Origin of the sequence: Actinomyces sp. HMT 175, from assembly GCF_016694895.1 — a bacterium.
Classification (GTDB): Bacteria; Actinomycetota; Actinomycetes; order Actinomycetales; family Actinomycetaceae; genus Actinomyces; species Actinomyces oris.
In genome coordinates, this window is the sequence record NZ_CP068012.1 from 848,802 (window position 1) to 865,053 (window position 16,252).

At 70.6% G+C, this 16,252-nt stretch carries 14 protein-coding genes and 1 riboswitch; of the genes, 6 read left to right on the forward strand and 8 right to left on the reverse strand.

The features are described 5' to 3' along the window. Positions 1-36: 36 nt before the first annotated feature. From JJJ14_RS03650 to JJJ14_RS03665, 4 genes are all read left to right on the forward strand, one after another. Complete coding sequence (locus tag JJJ14_RS03650) at positions 37-1,242, forward strand: GTP-binding protein (RefSeq protein ID WP_060956568.1); 1,206 nt, start codon at positions 37-39, stop codon at positions 1,240-1,242. Positions 1,243-1,346: 104 nt separating this feature from the next. Further along, a riboswitch (ZMP/ZTP riboswitch) is annotated at positions 1,347-1,432 on the forward strand. A gap of 64 nt (positions 1,433-1,496) precedes the next feature. Beyond that, positions 1,497-2,807, forward strand: coding sequence for a serine hydroxymethyltransferase (glyA, locus tag JJJ14_RS03655; protein WP_236592904.1), 1,311 nt, complete (start codon positions 1,497-1,499; stop codon positions 2,805-2,807). Then, complete coding sequence (locus JJJ14_RS03660; protein WP_201444715.1) at positions 2,804-3,700, forward strand: bifunctional methylenetetrahydrofolate dehydrogenase/methenyltetrahydrofolate cyclohydrolase; 897 nt, start codon at positions 2,804-2,806, stop codon at positions 3,698-3,700. The genes glyA and JJJ14_RS03660 overlap by 4 nt, the downstream gene beginning before the upstream one ends. A 42-nt stretch (positions 3,701-3,742) precedes the next feature. After that, the gene (locus JJJ14_RS03665) at positions 3,743-5,485 is read left to right on the forward strand and encodes a glycoside hydrolase family 32 protein (RefSeq protein WP_060956565.1); all 1,743 of its coding nucleotides are present in this window, start codon (positions 3,743-3,745) and stop codon (positions 5,483-5,485) included. A 94-nt stretch (positions 5,486-5,579) separates the two neighbouring features. On the opposite strand, the gene JJJ14_RS03670 is transcribed toward JJJ14_RS03665, so the two are convergent. Continuing rightward, positions 5,580-7,490 (reverse strand): glycoside hydrolase family 68 protein, encoded by a 1,911-nt coding sequence (locus JJJ14_RS03670; RefSeq protein WP_201444716.1) that lies wholly within the window; start codon positions 7,488-7,490, stop codon positions 5,580-5,582. Positions 7,491-7,876: 386 nt separating this feature from the next. On the opposite strand from JJJ14_RS03670, the gene JJJ14_RS03675 reads away from it, so the two are divergent. After that, complete coding sequence (locus JJJ14_RS03675; protein WP_233431699.1) at positions 7,877-9,034, forward strand: choice-of-anchor L domain-containing protein; 1,158 nt, start codon at positions 7,877-7,879, stop codon at positions 9,032-9,034. A gap of 96 nt (positions 9,035-9,130) precedes the next feature. Here the strand turns inward: JJJ14_RS03675 and JJJ14_RS03680 are convergent, their stop codons facing one another. Then, positions 9,131-9,355 (reverse strand): hypothetical protein, encoded by a 225-nt coding sequence (locus JJJ14_RS03680; protein WP_101559390.1) that lies wholly within the window; start codon positions 9,353-9,355, stop codon positions 9,131-9,133. Between the two features lie 12 nt (positions 9,356-9,367). Continuing rightward, entirely contained in the window at positions 9,368-9,673 is a 306-nt protein-coding gene (locus JJJ14_RS03685) for an acylphosphatase (RefSeq protein ID WP_101559389.1), read from the reverse strand. A 46-nt stretch (positions 9,674-9,719) separates the two neighbouring features. Between JJJ14_RS03685 and JJJ14_RS03690 the strand changes: the two genes are divergently transcribed. Further along, positions 9,720-10,553 carry an exodeoxyribonuclease III gene (locus tag JJJ14_RS03690; RefSeq protein ID WP_201444717.1) on the forward strand — a complete coding sequence of 278 codons (834 nt, stop codon included), beginning with the start codon at positions 9,720-9,722 and terminating at the stop codon, positions 10,551-10,553. A gap of 69 nt (positions 10,554-10,622) precedes the next feature. Here the strand turns inward: JJJ14_RS03690 and JJJ14_RS03695 are convergent, their stop codons facing one another. The 5 genes from JJJ14_RS03695 to JJJ14_RS03715 all read right to left on the reverse strand — a co-directional run bounded on the left by JJJ14_RS03695 (position 10,623) and on the right by JJJ14_RS03715 (position 16,219). Next, positions 10,623-12,047: an ABC transporter permease gene (locus tag JJJ14_RS03695; protein ID WP_201444718.1), complete on the reverse strand. Its 1,425-nt coding sequence runs from the start codon at positions 12,045-12,047 to the stop codon at positions 10,623-10,625. Continuing rightward, the gene (locus tag JJJ14_RS03700) at positions 12,044-12,835 is read right to left on the reverse strand and encodes an ABC transporter ATP-binding protein (protein WP_201444719.1); all 792 of its coding nucleotides are present in this window, start codon (positions 12,833-12,835) and stop codon (positions 12,044-12,046) included. Before JJJ14_RS03700 ends, JJJ14_RS03695 begins: the two co-directional genes overlap by 4 nt. Beyond that, a complete protein-coding gene (locus tag JJJ14_RS03705) occupies positions 12,832-13,899 on the reverse strand; it encodes a biotin/lipoyl-binding protein (RefSeq protein WP_003789614.1) in 1,068 nt (355 codons plus the stop codon). Before JJJ14_RS03705 ends, JJJ14_RS03700 begins: the two co-directional genes overlap by 4 nt. 182 nt (positions 13,900-14,081) lie before the next feature. After that, complete coding sequence (gene galK, locus JJJ14_RS03710) at positions 14,082-15,350, reverse strand: galactokinase (protein ID WP_201444720.1); 1,269 nt, start codon at positions 15,348-15,350, stop codon at positions 14,082-14,084. Positions 15,351-15,421: 71 nt separating this feature from the next. After that, positions 15,422-16,219 carry a DeoR/GlpR family DNA-binding transcription regulator gene (locus JJJ14_RS03715; RefSeq protein WP_020991847.1) on the reverse strand — a complete coding sequence of 266 codons (798 nt, stop codon included), beginning with the start codon at positions 16,217-16,219 and terminating at the stop codon, positions 15,422-15,424. Positions 16,220-16,252 lie beyond the last annotated feature (33 nt).

Below are 16,252 nucleotides of genomic sequence, written 5' to 3' on the forward strand. Positions count from 1 at the left end.
TGATTCTCAGTTTCGTCAACTCTGCTGGAGGACCTCGTGACCGATCCCTCGGATGACTTTGCCGGCAACCGCGCTGACATCCCCGGCTCCCCGGCCGACGGCCGGCACACCCTGGCCGTCATCGGCGCCGTCGACCCCGCCCTGCTGGACCTGGTCGACCTCGCCCTGGCCGGCCAGGACGCCGTCGTCATCCGCGCCGGACTCCACTTCGGCGCCGACGACGATGCCGGCAGCAGCGACACCGATGACGACCTGGTCCGGCTCGTCAGCCACAGCTCGGCCGACGGCTTCGACGACGAGCCGGTGCGCCTCGACGTCCCCATGCCCTACACCTGCCCCACCTGCTCCCTGCGGGAGGTCCTGGTCGCCGTCGCTCAGGACCGCGCCGCCCAGGAGCCGGGCGGCACCACCGTCATCCTCCTGCCGGCGGCCATCGAGCTCGCCCACCTCCTGCCCGGCCTGGCCGAGGAGCTCGCCGGCACCGGGGTGAGACTGGCCGGAGCCGCCCACGTCCTGGACGCCACCACCGCCCTGGACGAGCTCCTCGAGCACCGCCAGCTGAGCGCCTTCCCCGGCGACTGTCGCTGCACGGGCGCCGTCCACCTGACCAACCTCGGCTACGCCGACCTCGTCCTGGCCCTGGGGCGCGACGAGAACCCGGCCGGGGCCGACCTCATCGAGCACCTGCGCCCCCACGACACCCTCCTGCTCCCGGGGCTCGACGCACCCCTCCTGGAGGCCCTCACCTCCCTCACCCACGACGCCGCCGCCTCCCTGAGCCGCATCCACCCCGCCACCACCAGCGCCTGGGGTGGCCCCGACGAGCACGGCGTGTGGACCCTCGACCTCAGCGCCTCCCTGCCCTTCCACCCCGAGCGCCTGCGCTCCCTGGTCGTCGAGCTCGCCGGCCAGGGGCTGTGCGCTCGCGGCTGCTTCTGGCTGCCCAGCCGCCCCGGCCGGGTCTGCACCTGGGAGGTCGCCGGGGGTGCCGTGAGCGTCGGCGACGCCGGCACCTGGGCGGAGGTCCCGGCCGCCCCCGCCGGCGCCGGCGACGACGCGTCCGCCGAGCCCCGCTGTCACCTCGTGGTCACCGGCGTGGGTGACGAGGAGATGCGCGAGCAGGTGCGCCGCGCCTTCTCCAGGATCCTCCTGCGCCCTGAAGAGATGGCCCAGGCCCTGGCCTGGATCGGCGCCGACGACGGTCTGGGCGACTGGTTCGGGCAGGAGGACCCGGAGGGCTGAGCGCTCGCCCCGTGGTGCGAGCCCCTCCCCGAGGCGCCACAGCGCGGCGCAGGACAACGCGGTGCGGCCCGGGACGGGCACGGCTCCGCTCCGGCACGGTAGGGTGTTCCTGTCGCGACTGGCGCCGGGTGGATCACCACCGGGGAGCGGCACGAACACGACTCCGGGGTCGCCCGCCTGGGCCACGGATCGCCCACCAGTGCGCGCACGGCCGCCGCGTCACCGCGGCCTGCGCCTGACACCTGAGGAGAGACATGACCGCGCAAGCCGTCACCCCGTCCCTGAACCAGCCCCTGGCCGAGCTCGACCCCGACATCGCCGAGGTCCTCACCGGCGAGCTCACCCGCCAGCGCGAGACCCTGGAGATGATCGCCTCGGAGAACTTCGTTCCCCGTGCGGTCCTGGAGTGCCAGGGCTCGGTCCTGACCAACAAATACGCGGAGGGCTACCCGGGGCGCCGCTACTACGGCGGCTGCGAGGTCGTCGACGTCGCCGAGTCCCTGGCCATCGAGCGTGCCAAGGCCGTCTTCGACGCCGAGTGGGCCAACGTCCAGCCCCACTCCGGTGCCCAGGCCAACGCCGCCGTCCTCCACGCCCTGGCCACCCCCGGCGACACCCTCCTGGGCCTGTCCCTGGCCCACGGCGGCCACCTCACCCACGGCATGAAGATCAACTTCTCCGGCAAGAACTACAACGCCACCGCCTACGGCGTGGACGAGACCACCATGCGCATCGAGATGGACCAGGTGCGCGAGGCCGCCCTGCGCGAGCGCCCCGCGGTCATCATCGCCGGCTGGTCGGCCTACCCCCGTCACCTCGACTTCGCCGCCTTCCGCTCCATCGCCGACGAGGTCGGCGCCGCCCTGTGGGTCGACATGGCCCACTTCGCTGGGCTCGTTGCCGCCGGCCTGCACCCCAACCCCGTCCCGCACGCCGACGTCGTGTCCACCACCGTCCACAAGACCCTGGGCGGCCCCCGCTCCGGCATGCTCCTGTCCAGCCGCGCCGAGCAGTGGGGCAAGAAGCTCAACTCCGCCGTCTTCCCCGGCCAGCAGGGCGGCCCCCTCATGCACGTCATCGCCGCCAAGGCCGTGGCCATGAAGATCGCCGGCACCGAGGAGTTCCGCGAGCGCCAGGAGCGCACCGTGCGCGGCGCCGCCATCATCGCCGAGCGCCTGGGAGCCGACGACGTGCGTGCCGCCGGCGTCAGCCTGGTCACCGGAGGCACCGATGTGCACCTGGTGCTGGTGGACCTGCGCGACTCCTCTCTGGACGGTCAGCAGGCCGAGGACCTCCTGCACACCGCCGGCATCACGGTCAACCGCAACGCGGTCCCCTTCGACCCGCGTCCCCCGCGCGTCACCTCCGGCCTGCGCATCGGCACCCCCGCCCTGGCCACCCGCGGCTTCGGTGACGCCGAGTTCACCGAGGTCGCCGACGTCATCGCCGCCACCCTCGTCCACGGCGCCGCCGGCACCGCCGACGACGAGACCCTGGCGACCCTGCGCGGTCGCGTGCGCGCCCTGACCGACGCCTTCCCCCTCTACCCGGGGCTGGCCCAGTGAGGGCTCCCTGGAACGGTGCGGCCCGGGTCCTGGATGGCAAGGCCACGGCCGCCGCCCTCAAGGCCGAGCTCAAGGAACGCGTCGCGGTACTGCGCGAGCGCGGCGTCACCCCCGGCCTGGGCACGATCCTGGTGGGGGAGGACCCCGGCAGCGTCAAGTACGTCGCCGGCAAGCACGCCGACTGCGCCGAGGTCGGCATCCTCTCCATCCGCGAGGACCTGCCGGCCACCGCCACCCAGGCCGAGGTGGCCGCCGCCGTCGACCGCCTCAATGCGGATGACGCCTGCACCGGCTACATCGTCCAGCTCCCGCTGCCGGCGGGCGTGGACACCAACGCGATCCTGGAGCGCGTGGACCCGGCCAAGGACGCCGACGGCCTGCACCCCACCAACCTGGGGCGCCTGGTGCTGCGGGCCTCGGGGCCCATCGACTCGCCCCTGCCCTGCACGCCGCGCGGCTGCATCGAGCTCATGGAGCGTCACGGCATCGACCTGGCCGGCCGCAACGTGTGCGTCGTCGGCCGCGGGGTCACGGTGGGCCGCTCCATCGGCCTGCTCCTGGGCCGCAAGGACGTCAACGCCACCGTGGACATCTGCCACACCGGAACCACGGACCTGGCCGAGCACGTGCGCCGGGCCGACGTCGTCATCTCCGCGGCCGGCAGCCCCGGCATCATCACCCCGGAGATGGTCGCCCCCGGCGCCGTCGTCCTGGACGTGGGCGTCTCGCGCGTCGTCGATCCGGCCACTGGCAAGGGTCGCATCGCCGGTGACGTCGCCGACGGCGTCGACGAGGTGGCCTCCTGGCTCTCGCCCAACCCCGGCGGCGTGGGCCCCATGACCCGCGCCCTGCTGCTGGCCAACGTGGTCGAGACCGCGGAGCGCTCGCTCTGAGGGACGTCGCCGCTCGCCCGACCGGCCGATAACCTTGAGGCCATGACGGACGAGTCCCACGGCGCCCATCCCTCCCATCCTGACCACCCCACCCATCCGGCTGAGTCGGCAGGCTCCCCGAGCTCCTCGGAACCTGCGCCGACTCAGCCGGAGGTGTGTCCGCCGACCCCCGCGGACACGGCGCCTGTGTCGCCCTCGCCGGAGGCGACCGGCTCCCAGGCCCCGCAGCCGCACGGGACCGGCCTGCGGCGTCGGACCCTGATCCTCGGCGCGGTTGGTGCCGGCGCTCTCATCGTGGGCGGAGCCATCCTGGTGCGCTGCACCACGGGGCGCCGGAGCTCGCCGACGCCCACGGCCACCGACTCGGCGGCCTCGGCCGCCTACCGCCCCGCCTACCACTACAGCCCCGCCACGGGGAATCTCGCCGACCCCAACGGCCTGGTCCTCTACGAGGGCGAGTACCACCTCTTCCACCAGCAGGACGGCACCTGGGCCCACGCGATCAGCCCTGACATGGTGCACTGGAAGCGCCAGGGGACGGCCCTGAAGCACGACGCGCAGGGCCTGGCCATGTCCGGCAGCTGCGTCGTCGACGGCGCCGACACCTCCGGCCTGGTCAAGGGCGGCGGCATGGTGGCCGTCTACACCTCCACCGAGGGCGGTGAGGCCCAGTCCCTGGCCTACTCCACCGACCGGGGGAGGAGCTGGCGGCGCTTCTCCGGCAACCCCGTCATCCCCAACGACGGGCGCAAGGACTTCCGCGACCCCAAGGTCTTCTGGCACGAGGACTCCAAGGCCTGGATCATGATTGTCTCCGCCGGGGACCACGTCTCCCTCTTCCGCTCCACCGACCTCAAGGCCTGGAGTCACGCCAGCGACTTCGGCCAGGGCATCGGCTCGCACGCCGCCGTGTGGGAGTGCCCCGACCTCTTCCCCCTGACCGACTCCAGCGACGGGCGCACCCGCTGGGTCATGACCCTCTCGGTGGGAGCCAACGAGGAGACGGGCGGCTCCACCGCCCAGTACTTCATCGGCGACTTCGACGGCTCCGTCTTCTTCCCCGAGGACCGCGACACCCGCTTCACCGACGTCGGCCAGGACTTCTACGCCGCCCAGAGCTTCGAGCACGTCGAGGGCCGCCGCGTGTGGATGGCCTGGCTGGGCAACTGGAACTACCCCTACTCGCTGCCCACTGGGGACTGGCGCGGTGAGATGAGCATCCCGCGCGAGCTGTCCCTGACCACCGTTGGCGGTAAGCGCACCCTCGTGCAGAAACCCGTCCCCGAGCTCGACGCCCTGCGCGGGCGGGCCACCGACCTCGCCGGCCTCAAGGCCACCGACACGGTGACGGCTCTAGGCTCGGGCCGCACGGTCGAGATCGACCTGACGCTGGATATCTCCCAGGCCTCCGAGGCCTGGCTGGGCCTGGCCCGCGGGGAGGTCGACGGCAAGACCCAGGAGGTGCGCGTCGGCGTCAACGTCTCGGCCGGCACCCTCTACCTGGACCGCACCGACGGCGGGCTCACGCAGGTCGACGGCAAGGACGAGGGGACCACCACCGACTTCGCCCTGCGCCGCCAGACGCAGTACCGCCCCGCCGGCTCCACAGTGCGTCTGCACCTCTACCTGGACCGCTCCAGCCTCGAGGTCTTCGTCGACGACGGCGCCACAGTCGGTAGCCTCCTGGTCTTCACCGCCCCCTCCTGCCAGGAGATCGTCCTGGGAGCCAAGGGCACGGCCACCATCACCTCCGGAAGCCTCACCCCTCTGGCCGCAGCCCTGTAAGGGCGCCGCAGGACTACGACGACGAGGAGGTGGGGCCGCCGGAAGATTCCGACGACCCCACCTCCTGCTCAAGCAGTGACGCTCGGGGCGACGCCTACTTCAGGCGCTGCGGGCGGGTGTCACCGCCGTTGGAGCGGGCCCTGTCGGAGGGGATGTCCGCGAAGCCCCCCAAGCCGTTGGTGCCGTAGGTGCGGTCCACCGAGGTGGTGTCCCCGGAGATGGTGAGCTTCACCGTCGGGGCCAGCGAGCCTCCACGCACCGGGTTGCCGTCCTTGTTGCCGCCGATGGAGTCGATGAAGGACTCCACCAGGCCGCCGGGCATGACGTAGTGCGAGTAGGACTGGAAGGTGTACGGGCTCTGGTTGAAGTCCGGCGAGTAGGGCTTGCCCGGGTTGAAGTTGAGGTTGATGGGGTTGCCCAGCGCGATACCCGTGTTCTGGTTGAGCGGCTTGTAGTCGCTTCGCAGCCCGTCGCCCACGAAGCCGTAGACGCCCTCAGGTCCCTGGAGCCCGTCGGCGTAGGTCTCCCGGTGCGAGATCGTGAACAGGTAGTACTTGCCGTCCTGGAAGTAGATCTGCGGCCGCTCAGTCTGATCGTTGACGCAGTTGCCGCTCAGCAGCGGAGGCAGGTACTCCCACTGGGTCATCGCCTTGTTCTTCGCCCGGGCCAGACCCACGTTGGCCAGCTGGTAGCGGCCGCCGCGCTGGTTGACCGCCTCGACCGTCTCGGCCTTGGGATCGCCCTGCTCGTAGCCGAGGTCCTCCGCGGTGCAGGTGGCCAGAGTGGTGTTCTGCCCGGCCTTGGCCGCGGCGTCGACGTACTGCTGCTCACGGACGAAGGCCGAGTTGCCCTCGAAGACCATGTACTCGGTGGGGTCCGAGGGGTTGTTCTGGTCGCGGAAGGTGAAGGGGTCGCGGAAGTTCACGCCCGGGTTCTGCTCGCGGGTCTGGTAGTACTTGCCGTCCGGGACGAGAAGCTGGTGCTGGGTGCGGAACCCGGTGAGCCACACGCCGCTCTCGTCAGCGTAGATGCGCCCCTCGGACTGCACGATCCGCGGATCGTAGGGCTTGGAGGACCCGCCGTTGCCGTCCTGACCGTAGCCCTTGTCGCCACTGCCACCGGTGGCGGTGTTGTAGAAGGCCACCGAGGTGTAGAACATGCGGATCTTGTTGCCCTCCATGAGGCGGGCCGAGCCGGACCACTCGGTCTGGGCCGTGAAGCTCTGATCCTCGAAGATCGAGCCGGAGGCGCCGTCGGGGAAGACGTGTCCGCCGTAGATCCAGCCGCCGTTGGAGCTGCCTGCGCCGTCGGCCGAGGAGGTCTGCGTGCCGGCCTTGCGGTAGAAGAAGCCCAGTCGCGCGTGGGTGTGGCGGTCGTCGAAGGTGTAGCCGGCGTGCCGGTCGGCTACCAGGGAGAAGGCGATCTCCCAGCCGTTGTAGGAGATCTGGTGGGCGGCTTCATCGGTCAGCGTCCAGGTGTCCCACACCCACACGTCCTCGCTCGTGGCCGGGAAGCCGTTGGAGATCTCCGGCATCGTGAGCTGCTCGGGCATCGAGTTGGTGCCCGACGGCGCATTGGGGTTGGAGACGCGTTGGATCTGCATGGCGTCGGCGCGGGTCCACTTGGCGGTGTAGTCCTCCTCGACCCCGTGTGCCGCACCGGTGTGCTTGGTGGCGTTGGCCCAGCCGGGGTTATCGGCCTTGAATCCCTTCGCGTTCTGGGCCGCGGCTCCGCCGGCGGCCTGCTGGTCGCTCTGGCCCGCCTGTGCCTGCTCGGTGGGGCTCTGGCTCGCCTGCGCCTGGTTGGCAGGGGACTGGTCGTTCTTCTGGTCCGCTCCCGCCTCGGGCGAGGCCTCGGCAGTAGCGGTGGCGGTGGGGGAGGTGTCGGGGGAAGGTGCCTCATCGGCGAGCGCAGTGGTGCCGGACCCGGCCACCAGGAGTCCGAGCGTTAGCGCCACGGCCAGTCGTCTGCGACGGGCGCGGAACGAAGTGTGTGTCACGGTCATTGTCCGTACTGTCCTTACTCATGAGGGATGAGGGTGTCAGTGCGCCGTGAGCCTTTGTTATGTGATCTCCCAGGCCCAACCTTAGGAGAACCTGGGGGCGGAGGAACAGGTCTTTGGACCGCTCTGTCAATATCGGGACACTGCCACCAAAGACGTAGCCCCTGCATTCTCAGGGTTTCTTGAGGTTTTCGGCACTTTGGTGACATAGACCACAAGCAAAGGTCTTATCGTCCGGTTAGTCTTGAACGCGTTCTCCGTGAGCTGTTCGGTCTCCCATGCCTGTCGGTTCAGGTGGTCGCTCAACGCTGGGCGGCCCCGTGTCTAACGGAGATCCTGTGAATACTCTTCCCATCCGTCTGCGACGGTTATCCGCTTCAACAATCGCTTTGCTGGCTGCGCTCGCCCTGAGTGCGGCCGGCCCGGCGGTGGCCGCTACAGCGCCGAATACGGCGGGGCAGTCCACCACCTCCCTGCGCAACACCTCCACGGTGAGCGCCCAGTCCCTGGCTCAGATGGTCGCCGGTCCGAAGGCGACAGTCTCCAACGCCTCCGTCTCCGGCAAGGACGTCCAGATCGGCACGGTCAAGGGCCTGCCCGGTGACGGCAACGCCATCACTGAGGGTGTCGCCCTGTCCACCGGCTCCCTCGTCGACCCCGATCCCACTGCTGACTCCGATACTGACATCACCCGCTCCGCGGTCCTGGGGCCCAATGACGCCCTGGACACCACCGGTGACTTCGGCGTCGTCGAGGACCCGGCGGGACTGGCCAAGGTGGCCGGCACCGACGTCTACGACGAGGCCGTCCTGGAGTTCGACGTCACCGCCACCAGCTCAAACATCGTCCTCTACTACAGCCTCGGCTCCGAGGAGTACGCCGGCGCCACCGAGGGCACCCCGGCCTCTTGGCAGTCGCGCGGATACAAGGACCCGCTGAGCATCCAGGTCAACGGCACCGAGTGCGCCCACGTCCCCGGCACGCAGACGGCGGTGAGCGCCGCCTCGATCAACGAGTCCTCCAACGCCGCTTACTACACGGCCAATGTCTCTGGACACACGCCGGGTCAGATCCCCGTGGAGTTCAACGGCTACACCTCCGCCCTGCCCTGCCAGGCCTCCGTCACCCCGGGGCAGAAGGTGCACGTGCGCGTGGCCATCGCCGACGCCCAGGACGGCCAGCTCGACTCCACGGTCCTCCTGCGCACCCAGGGACTGGGCTTCACCGACAAGCCGATCACCGACCCCTGCAACGCCAAGGCCGGCAGCTGTGACATCCCCGGCAACAGCAACGGCTCCAACGGGAACGGCTCCAACGGGTCGAACAACGGCAAGGACTCCACCACTCCGCCCGGGCAGGGCAAGCCGGGCGTGACCGACTACAGCGCCGCCTCGCCCACCGCAAGCCCCAAGAAGACTGTGGCCGGTCTGCCCCTGACCGGAACCCAGGCGCTCTTCCTGGGAGGCATCGCCCTGCTGCTCCTGGCCGGCGGCGGTGTCGCGCTCATGCTGCGTCGTCGTCGCCTGACCGGCTCTGAGGCCGGCTGACGGCGAGACTGCGGCCAGCAGACGGCTGACGGGGCGGATGAGGCTCTCCTCATCCGCCCCGTCAGCCTGTGTCTGCGGCTCACCGCTGTCGGGCGCTCAGTCCTCCTCTTGCCGGGAGGCGCGACGCGCCGCCAGCTCCTTGGCCAGCATCGCGCATCCCAGGATGCACAGCGGCATGGAGGCCAGCCACAACAGGGTGCTGATACGGGACAGCAGCGAGGTCTGAGCCAGGACGGGCAGGACGGCGGCGATGACGATAACCGCCATCCACGCGCCGACTCGTCGGGCGCTGCGCGGCGCCTGGGCGTCGTCGGGTTCCATGGCCCGATCCTCTCACCCGGTGATCTCGAACCTGCGCTCATCCAGGCAGCCGGCGTGCAGGTCGGCGACGGTGAGCCGGCGCACCGAGGCCCACCGCGGGCCGCGCCTCAGCCACGCGATCAGCCGGCCCACGGCCTCCGGCTCGCCCTGAGCCATGACCTCGACGTCGCCGTCGGGCAGGTTACGGACCTGCCCCACCACCCCCAGCTCCTGGGCGGTGTAGGCGCAGTAGTAGCGGAAGCCCACCCCCTGGACCGTGCCCTGGACCAGGACGTGAACAGTTCTCACGGTGCTGGCACTCCTACCGGCGTCGCTCATGCCCCTATCGTCTCAGGCTCAGGGCCGAACGCGTAGGCTTGCCGCCATGCGTATCGCCACCGTCAACGTCAACGGCATCCGGGCCGCCGCCCGCAAGGGCATGGGGGAGTGGCTCACCGCCTCCGCCCCCGACATCCTCCTGCTCCAAGAGGTCCGAGCCGACGAGCAGATCGCCGTCGACCTCCTGCCCGGCTACGAGGCCGCCATCTGGCCCTGCCGCATCAAGGGACGTGCGGGCGTGGGCGTCGCCGTGCGCGAGGGCGGCTCCGCCACCCTCGGCGAGCTGCGCTACGGCGTGGCCGCTGCCGGCACCGAGGAGCCCGACGTCGACTCCGGCCGCTGGCTCGAGGCCGACCTGAGCCTCACCGACTTCGACGGTCTCGAGCGGCTCACCGTCATCTCCGCCTACCTGCACTCGGGCCAGCTGGGCACCGAGAAGATGGACCAGAAGTACGCCCACCTCGAGCTCGTCGATGCCCGCATGGCCGAGCTCCTGGCCGCCGCCCGTGATGGAGGGCCCCAGGTCGTCATGGCCGGGGATCTCAACGTGGTGCGCTCCGAGCGTGACATCAAGAACTGGAAGCCCAACCACAACAAGATCGCCGGCGTCATGGACGAGGAGATCGCCCACCTGGAGGGATGGTTCGCCTCCGGCTGGGTGGACGCCTCGCGTCACCTCGTGGGGGACGAGGAGCAGGGGCCCTACACGTGGTGGTCCCAACGCGGCAAGGCCTTCGACAACAACACCGGCTGGCGGATCGACTACCAGGTCCTCACCCCCGCCCTGGCCGAGCGGGCCCACAGCGTCACCGTGGACCGGGCGCCCGACTACGCCTCACGCTGGTCCGACCACGCCCCGCTCGTCGTCGAGTACCGCTGAAGACGCGGCTGACCTTTTCGGAGAACACGTCGGGGTCGGGCACCTGAACGGCCCGACCCCGACGGCTTCTCAGTAGCGGATCGCGTCGATCGGCCGGATGCGGGTGGCCACGATCGCCGGAATGATGCCCGCCAGCGCGCCCACAGCGGTGGCCGCGACCAGGCCGATGACAGCCGCCACCATGGGGAAGGGCGGGGTCGTGGTCACCGGGATGCCGAGGAAGGCGCTCAGCGGCATGACGCGCATCCCCACGATGGCGATCCCGATGCCGACGACGCCGGCGACCACGGTGGCCACCACCGACTCCAGCATGATGGAGAAGAAGATGCGTCGGCTCGTCGCCCCGAAGGAGCGCCGCACCCCGATCTCGTGGATGCGTTGACGCACGGTCACCAGTGAGATGTTGACCAGGCTCAGGGCCCCCAGCAGCATGACGAACACGCCGGCGGCCGTGACCACCTGGGTGAAGGTGTTCGCGCTGGAGCTGAAGCCGCCGCCCTGGAGGTTGTCCTCGGCCTGGGTCGAGCCCTGACCGAAGCGCGCGTCCAGGTCCTTCTTGGCCAGGCTGGCGACCTCCTTCGCGCCGTCCTGACCGGCCCAGATCTCCAGCGTGGGGGCGGGGCGGGCGGCGTCCTTGGGCAGCCAGTGCTCATAGGGCGTGTTGAGGGCGAAGGCGGTCACGGGCTGGGTGCACGGCAGGCCCGCGTCCCGCTCGGGGTCGCCGCTGCAGCCCATGAGGGAGAGGTCCTCCGCCTCCAGCACGCCGACGATCGTGAAGGAGGTCTGCACCGGGGAGAAGGAGGTGATGGTGACCGGCTCGGTGAGCTGCTGGATCCCCAGGGCGTCGAGGAAGCCCTGGGTGACGACCATGCTCGGGGAGAGGTCGTCCTCGTCCTGCGCGGTGAACCAGCGCCCCTGGGAGACGGTCTTGTGGTGCAGGAGCCCGTAGCTCAGGCTCACGGTCTGGGTGGGCACGCTCCGAGCGCCGTCGGGGAAGGAGAAGCGCACGTTGGAGGTGTAGGTCGTCGCCCAGGACTTGACCTCGTAGCGCTCGACGAAGCTGTTCATCGCCGAGGAGATCTTCGCCGCGGTCGCAGCGCTGGTCGTGGAGCCTCCGCCCGCGCTACCAGCGCCCCCTGCGGCGCCCGCACCGCCTGCGCCGCCGGTACCGCCCGCACCGTCGCTGCTGCCGCCGCTGGCACCTGAGTCTGCGCCGGTGCTCGACTCGGGGGCGTCGTCGGCCTGGAGGGCCTGGTCCAGGCCCTTTCCGGTGGGGCTGACGTTGATCGTCACCGTGCCCGGGCGGCCGGTGTACTTCTCGCTGACCTTGTTGATGGCGTCGACGGAGACCTGCCCCAGGGCGATGACGAAGGTCATGGCCGCCACCGCCGCCGCCACGCCCACCAGCGACAGCAGGACCCTCAGCTTGCCGATGCGCAGCTGGGCCCAGGCCTCGACGATGGCGCCGAAGAATCCGGTGAGAATGCCGTTCATGAGGCTCCTTCGTGGCTGGTGGGCGCGGACGGGTAGGGGGATGCCGGAGGGGTGGTGACGACCTCACCGAACTCCTCCAGGCTGCCGACCTTGCGACGCATGACGGAGATCGGGGTGAGGGCGCCGTGATCGAGCCGGTACTGGGTGTGAGCGCGGCCGGCCACGGCCAGGTCGTGCGTGATGATGATGAGGGCGGCACCGTTCTCGGCGCACTGACGCTCCAGGAGCGTCATGACCGAGTTGCCGGTGTCGACGTCGAGGGCGCCGGTGGGCTCGTCAGCCAGGATGACGCTGGGGCGGCGCGACAGCGCCCTGGCGATGGCCACCCGCTGCTGCTCGCCTCCCGACAGGCGCGAGATGGGCGAGCCCACCTTGTCACCCAGGCCCACGGCCTCCAACAGCTCGGCGGCTCGTGTGCTGCGGGTCCAGAAGGCCCTGCCGGTGTCGTACAGGAGGGGAGCGGCCACGTTCTCGGTGGTGGTCAGTCCCGGGATGAGGTTGAAGGACTGGAAGACGAAGCCGAAGGTCTGCCCCCGCAGGTGGGCGCGGCGACTCTCCCCGAGCCGGGAGGTGTCGGTGCCCGAGAGCGTGTAGTGGCCCGATGTCGGCTTGTCGATGAGACCCAGGATGTTGAGCAGAGTCGACTTTCCCGTTCCCGAGCGTCCCACGATGGCCACGTGCTCACCGGGGGAGACGCTCAGGTTGACTCCCGTGAGGATGTGCAGGGGCTCGGAGTCGGGGACGGTGAAGGTACGGGTGATCTCCCGCAGCTCCAGCAGCCCGCTCACAGGATCTCCTTGCCTTCGGAGTCGTAGCAGGCGGAGTTGTCCGGCTCGCAGGTGTCCGGCGTCCCGGTGCGGCGCGTGTCCTTGTTGGGGACGAACTGCAGGACCTGCTGGTCGGCCTTGAGACCGGCGGTGATCTGGATGTTCGTACCGTCCGTGATCCCCAGCTTCACAGCGGTCTTGACCGCCTTGGAGGCGTCCCCGGACTCGGGCACCAGCCACACGAAGCCCGAGCCGACCTTGCCCTCCACGGCGGTGACCGGAACCATCAGGGCCTCTGAGGCGCTGCCGGCGTCAACGCTGATGGTCACCGGCATTCCGGCGAAGACCTTCTGGTCGCCGGGAACCGCACAGCGCATCTCCACGCTGGTGCCGTCACCGGAGGTAGTCGTCGTCGAGCCGTCCCCACCGGTGGTCGTGGAGGTGGAGGCCTTGGTGCCGACCTTGAGGTTGTTGCACTGGAAGGGTGCCGGGCCCCCCTCCAGGGTCAGGGTCGCGGCAGTGGGAGCGTTGGTGAGCCGGTACTGCTGCGCCGCGCTGACGGTGCCGGTGGCCGAGTAGGTCGCGGGGGTGATGGTGGCCACGACGACGCCGACGCCGGTCTCCTGCTGCTTGAGGACCTTGGGGGTCACGGTGCCACTGACGGGGGCGTAGATCGTGGACCAGGTGACCTTGTCCTCGGTCGGGGTCTGGGTGACGTTGCCGCTCTCATCGGTCTTGGTCACCGGGGGCTGGGACTCGGAGTGCTTGATGTAGAGCAGCGGGTCACCGGCACTGACCTGGGTGTCCTTCTCCACGGCGACGGAGTCCACCACGCCGGCCAGGTCGGCCTGGACCTCGACCGTGGCGTCCTGAACGATGTGACCCTTGACCGAGACCGTGTTGGAGATGCTGCCTTTGGTCACGGGGACGGTCTTGACGTCGGCGGCGTAACCCGGGGAGATGTCAGCGGTCGTCCCGTCGCCCTGCGAGGGGAAGAAAGCGATCTTCACCAGGGCGACGGCGACGATCACCGCAATGAGGGTCTTGAGGGCGGGCCAGACGAAGCGCTTCACGGCGTCCTCCATGGAAGGCGGCGGGATCAGAACCGGGTAGGGACCCCGGGCTCCTGATTAATACGCGCAGAGACTACGGCACAGGCGGTTGTCTGACCTCATCCTGAAGGAGGAATGCTGACAGTCCTCTCCAACCGAGGTTGGAGAGGACTGATGGCCGTCAGGCGTGGAGGCTCAGCGGTGCCCCAGGCCGCTCAGGCGAGCCTGCCGGCCGGGGCGGCGGGAACCGCGTCGAGGAAGGCCGGCGGGTTGAAGCCCTCGCGCTGGTAGGCCTCGGCCACGGCGCGGGCCACGTCGTGGACGGCGTCGGCGTCCACCAGGGCGATCGCCGAGCCGCCGAATCCGCCGCCGGTCATGCGCGCCCCGTGGGCGCCGGCGGCGCGGGCCGCCTCCACAGCCACGTCCAGCTCGGGGCAGGTGCACTCGTAGTCCACACGCAGTGACTCGTGCGAGGCGTCCATGAGCCTGCCCGCCTCGGCGAGCTTCTCCCCGCGCAGGGGCTGCCCGTCCTGCAGGAGCGCCACGAGCCGGCGGGTGCGGTCGATCTCGGTGACAACGTGGCGGGTGCGCTTGACCAGCTCGTCGCCGTCGGTGGCCGCGAGGCGCTCCAGGGCGCCGGGCAGGTCCTCGATCGCGATGTCCGCCAGGAGCTCCACCCCGAGGATCTCAGCGGCCCGCTCGCAGGCCGCTCGCCTGGCCCCGTACTGGCCGTCGTCCAGGGAGTGCTTGGCCTTGGTGTCGATGACCAGGAGGGCCAGGCCCTCGGCGGCCAGGTCGAAGGGCACGTGGGTCACCGAGCCGTCGCGGCAGTCCAGCTCCAGGGCGTGCCCCTCGCGGCAGCGCAGGGAGGCCGACTGATCCATGCCGCCGGTGGGGGCCCCGGCCATCTCGTTCTCCGTGCGCACGCAGTTGGTCACCAGGCGGGCGCGCCCGGCGTCGTCGGGCTCCTGCGCAGTCCCGGCCATGCCCAGGTGCGCGACCTCGTCAATGGCGACGGCGGCCGAGCACTCCAGGGCCGCCGAGGAGGACAGTCCGCCTCCCAGGGGCACGCAGGAGACGAGTGCGGCGTCGAAGCCGGGCAGGTTCTCGAAGCCGTCGCGCTCCAGGGACCAGGCGACGCCGGCGATGTAGGAGGCCCAGTGCGCCACCTCCCCGGGGGTTCCCTTCGGGCCGATCGTGTCGAGGTCCATGACGTCGACCTTCTCCCGGGTCTGGGGGGAGACCAGCCGCACGACGCGGTCCTCGCGGCGCCGCAGCGCCAGGTGCGCCCGGTGGGGCAGGGCGATGGGCAGGGCCAGGCCGCCGTTGTAGTCGGTGTGCTCGCCAATGATGTTGACGCGCCCGGGGGCGTACCACACGCCGTCGGGCTCGGCCTCGAAGACCTCCCGGAACAGGGCGGTGGCGGCCTCGGCGCCCTCCTGGGGGCTCAGTGCAGGGGCGAAGACGGGAGCATCGTTGGTCATCGTGTTCTCCTGTGGTGGGTTGTTGTGAGTGGGCGGACAGGCTGTGGAAGGGAAAGGCCCGCGGGACGGGGTCAGGTGGCGATGGTCAGGCGGGTGCCGGCCTGCTGCAGGGCGTCGACGCCGTCGGCGTCGGGCTCGGCCTCGGTCACCAGGACCCCGATGTCCCGGGTGGCGCAGAAGGAGCGCAGCCCCAGGACCCCCCACTTGGAGGAGTCCAGCGTGGCCACCACCGTGCGTCCGGCGGCGACCAGCGCCTGGTTGGCGGAGGCCTCCTGCAGGTTGGGGGTCATGAGCCCGGCCTCGGGAGTGAATCCGTGGGCGCCCAGGAAGACCCACTCCACGCGCATCGTGCTCAGTGCGTCAATGGCCACCAGTCCCACCAGGGCGTTCGACGGCGTACGCTCGCCGCCGGTGATGACCACCGTGGGGGCGTCGCGGTTCTCGGCGCGGGCGGCGTCGGCGGCGTCGAAGAGCACCTGCGCGGCGGGCAGCGAGTTCGTGATGACGGTCAGGGTGGGGAAGTGCTCCAGCTCGGTCAGGGCCTGGGCGAGCGCCAGCGTGGTGGTCCCGGCCGACAGCGCCAGGGAGTCCCCGGGGCGGACCATGGCGGCCGCGGCCTGACCGATGCGGCGCTTGGCCTCCAGGTTGAGGGTCGACTTGGCGGTGAATCGCGGCTCGAGGGTGGTGGGGCCGGCGGCCACCGCCCCGCCGTGGACGCGCTCGACCAGCCCCTGGGTGACGAGCTCGGTGATGTCACGGCGCACGGTCATCTCGGAGATACCCAGCTCCTCGACGACGTCGGCCACCCGGACCCCGCCGGTGGCCGCGACCCGTTCCAGGATGTGCTCCTGGCGCTGACGGGCGAGCATCGGGGCCGGGCGGGGCGATCCGACGGCGGAGGC

Excerpts from the sequence above, each read along its gene's own strand:
- glyA (WP_236592904.1), top strand. The coding sequence starts at position 1,497 with ATGACCGCGCAAGCCGTCACCCCGTCCCTGAACCAGCCCCTGGCCGAG.
- JJJ14_RS03665 (WP_060956565.1), top strand. The coding sequence starts at position 3,743 with ATGACGGACGAGTCCCACGGCGCCCATCCCTCCCATCCTGACCACCCC.
- JJJ14_RS03670 (WP_201444716.1), bottom strand. The coding sequence starts at position 7,490 with ATGACCGTGACACACACTTCGTTCCGCGCCCGTCGCAGACGACTGGCC.
- JJJ14_RS03680 (WP_101559390.1), bottom strand. The coding sequence starts at position 9,355 with ATGGAACCCGACGACGCCCAGGCGCCGCGCAGCGCCCGACGAGTCGGC.
- JJJ14_RS03685 (WP_101559389.1), bottom strand. The coding sequence starts at position 9,673 with ATGAGCGACGCCGGTAGGAGTGCCAGCACCGTGAGAACTGTTCACGTC.
- JJJ14_RS03690 (WP_201444717.1), top strand. The coding sequence starts at position 9,720 with ATGCGTATCGCCACCGTCAACGTCAACGGCATCCGGGCCGCCGCCCGC.
- JJJ14_RS03695 (WP_201444718.1), bottom strand. The coding sequence starts at position 12,047 with ATGAACGGCATTCTCACCGGATTCTTCGGCGCCATCGTCGAGGCCTGG.
- JJJ14_RS03705 (WP_003789614.1), bottom strand. The coding sequence starts at position 13,899 with ATGGAGGACGCCGTGAAGCGCTTCGTCTGGCCCGCCCTCAAGACCCTC.
- galK (WP_201444720.1), bottom strand. The coding sequence starts at position 15,350 with ATGACCAACGATGCTCCCGTCTTCGCCCCTGCACTGAGCCCCCAGGAG.
- JJJ14_RS03715 (WP_020991847.1), bottom strand. The coding sequence starts at position 16,219 with ATGCTCGCCCGTCAGCGCCAGGAGCACATCCTGGAACGGGTCGCGGCC.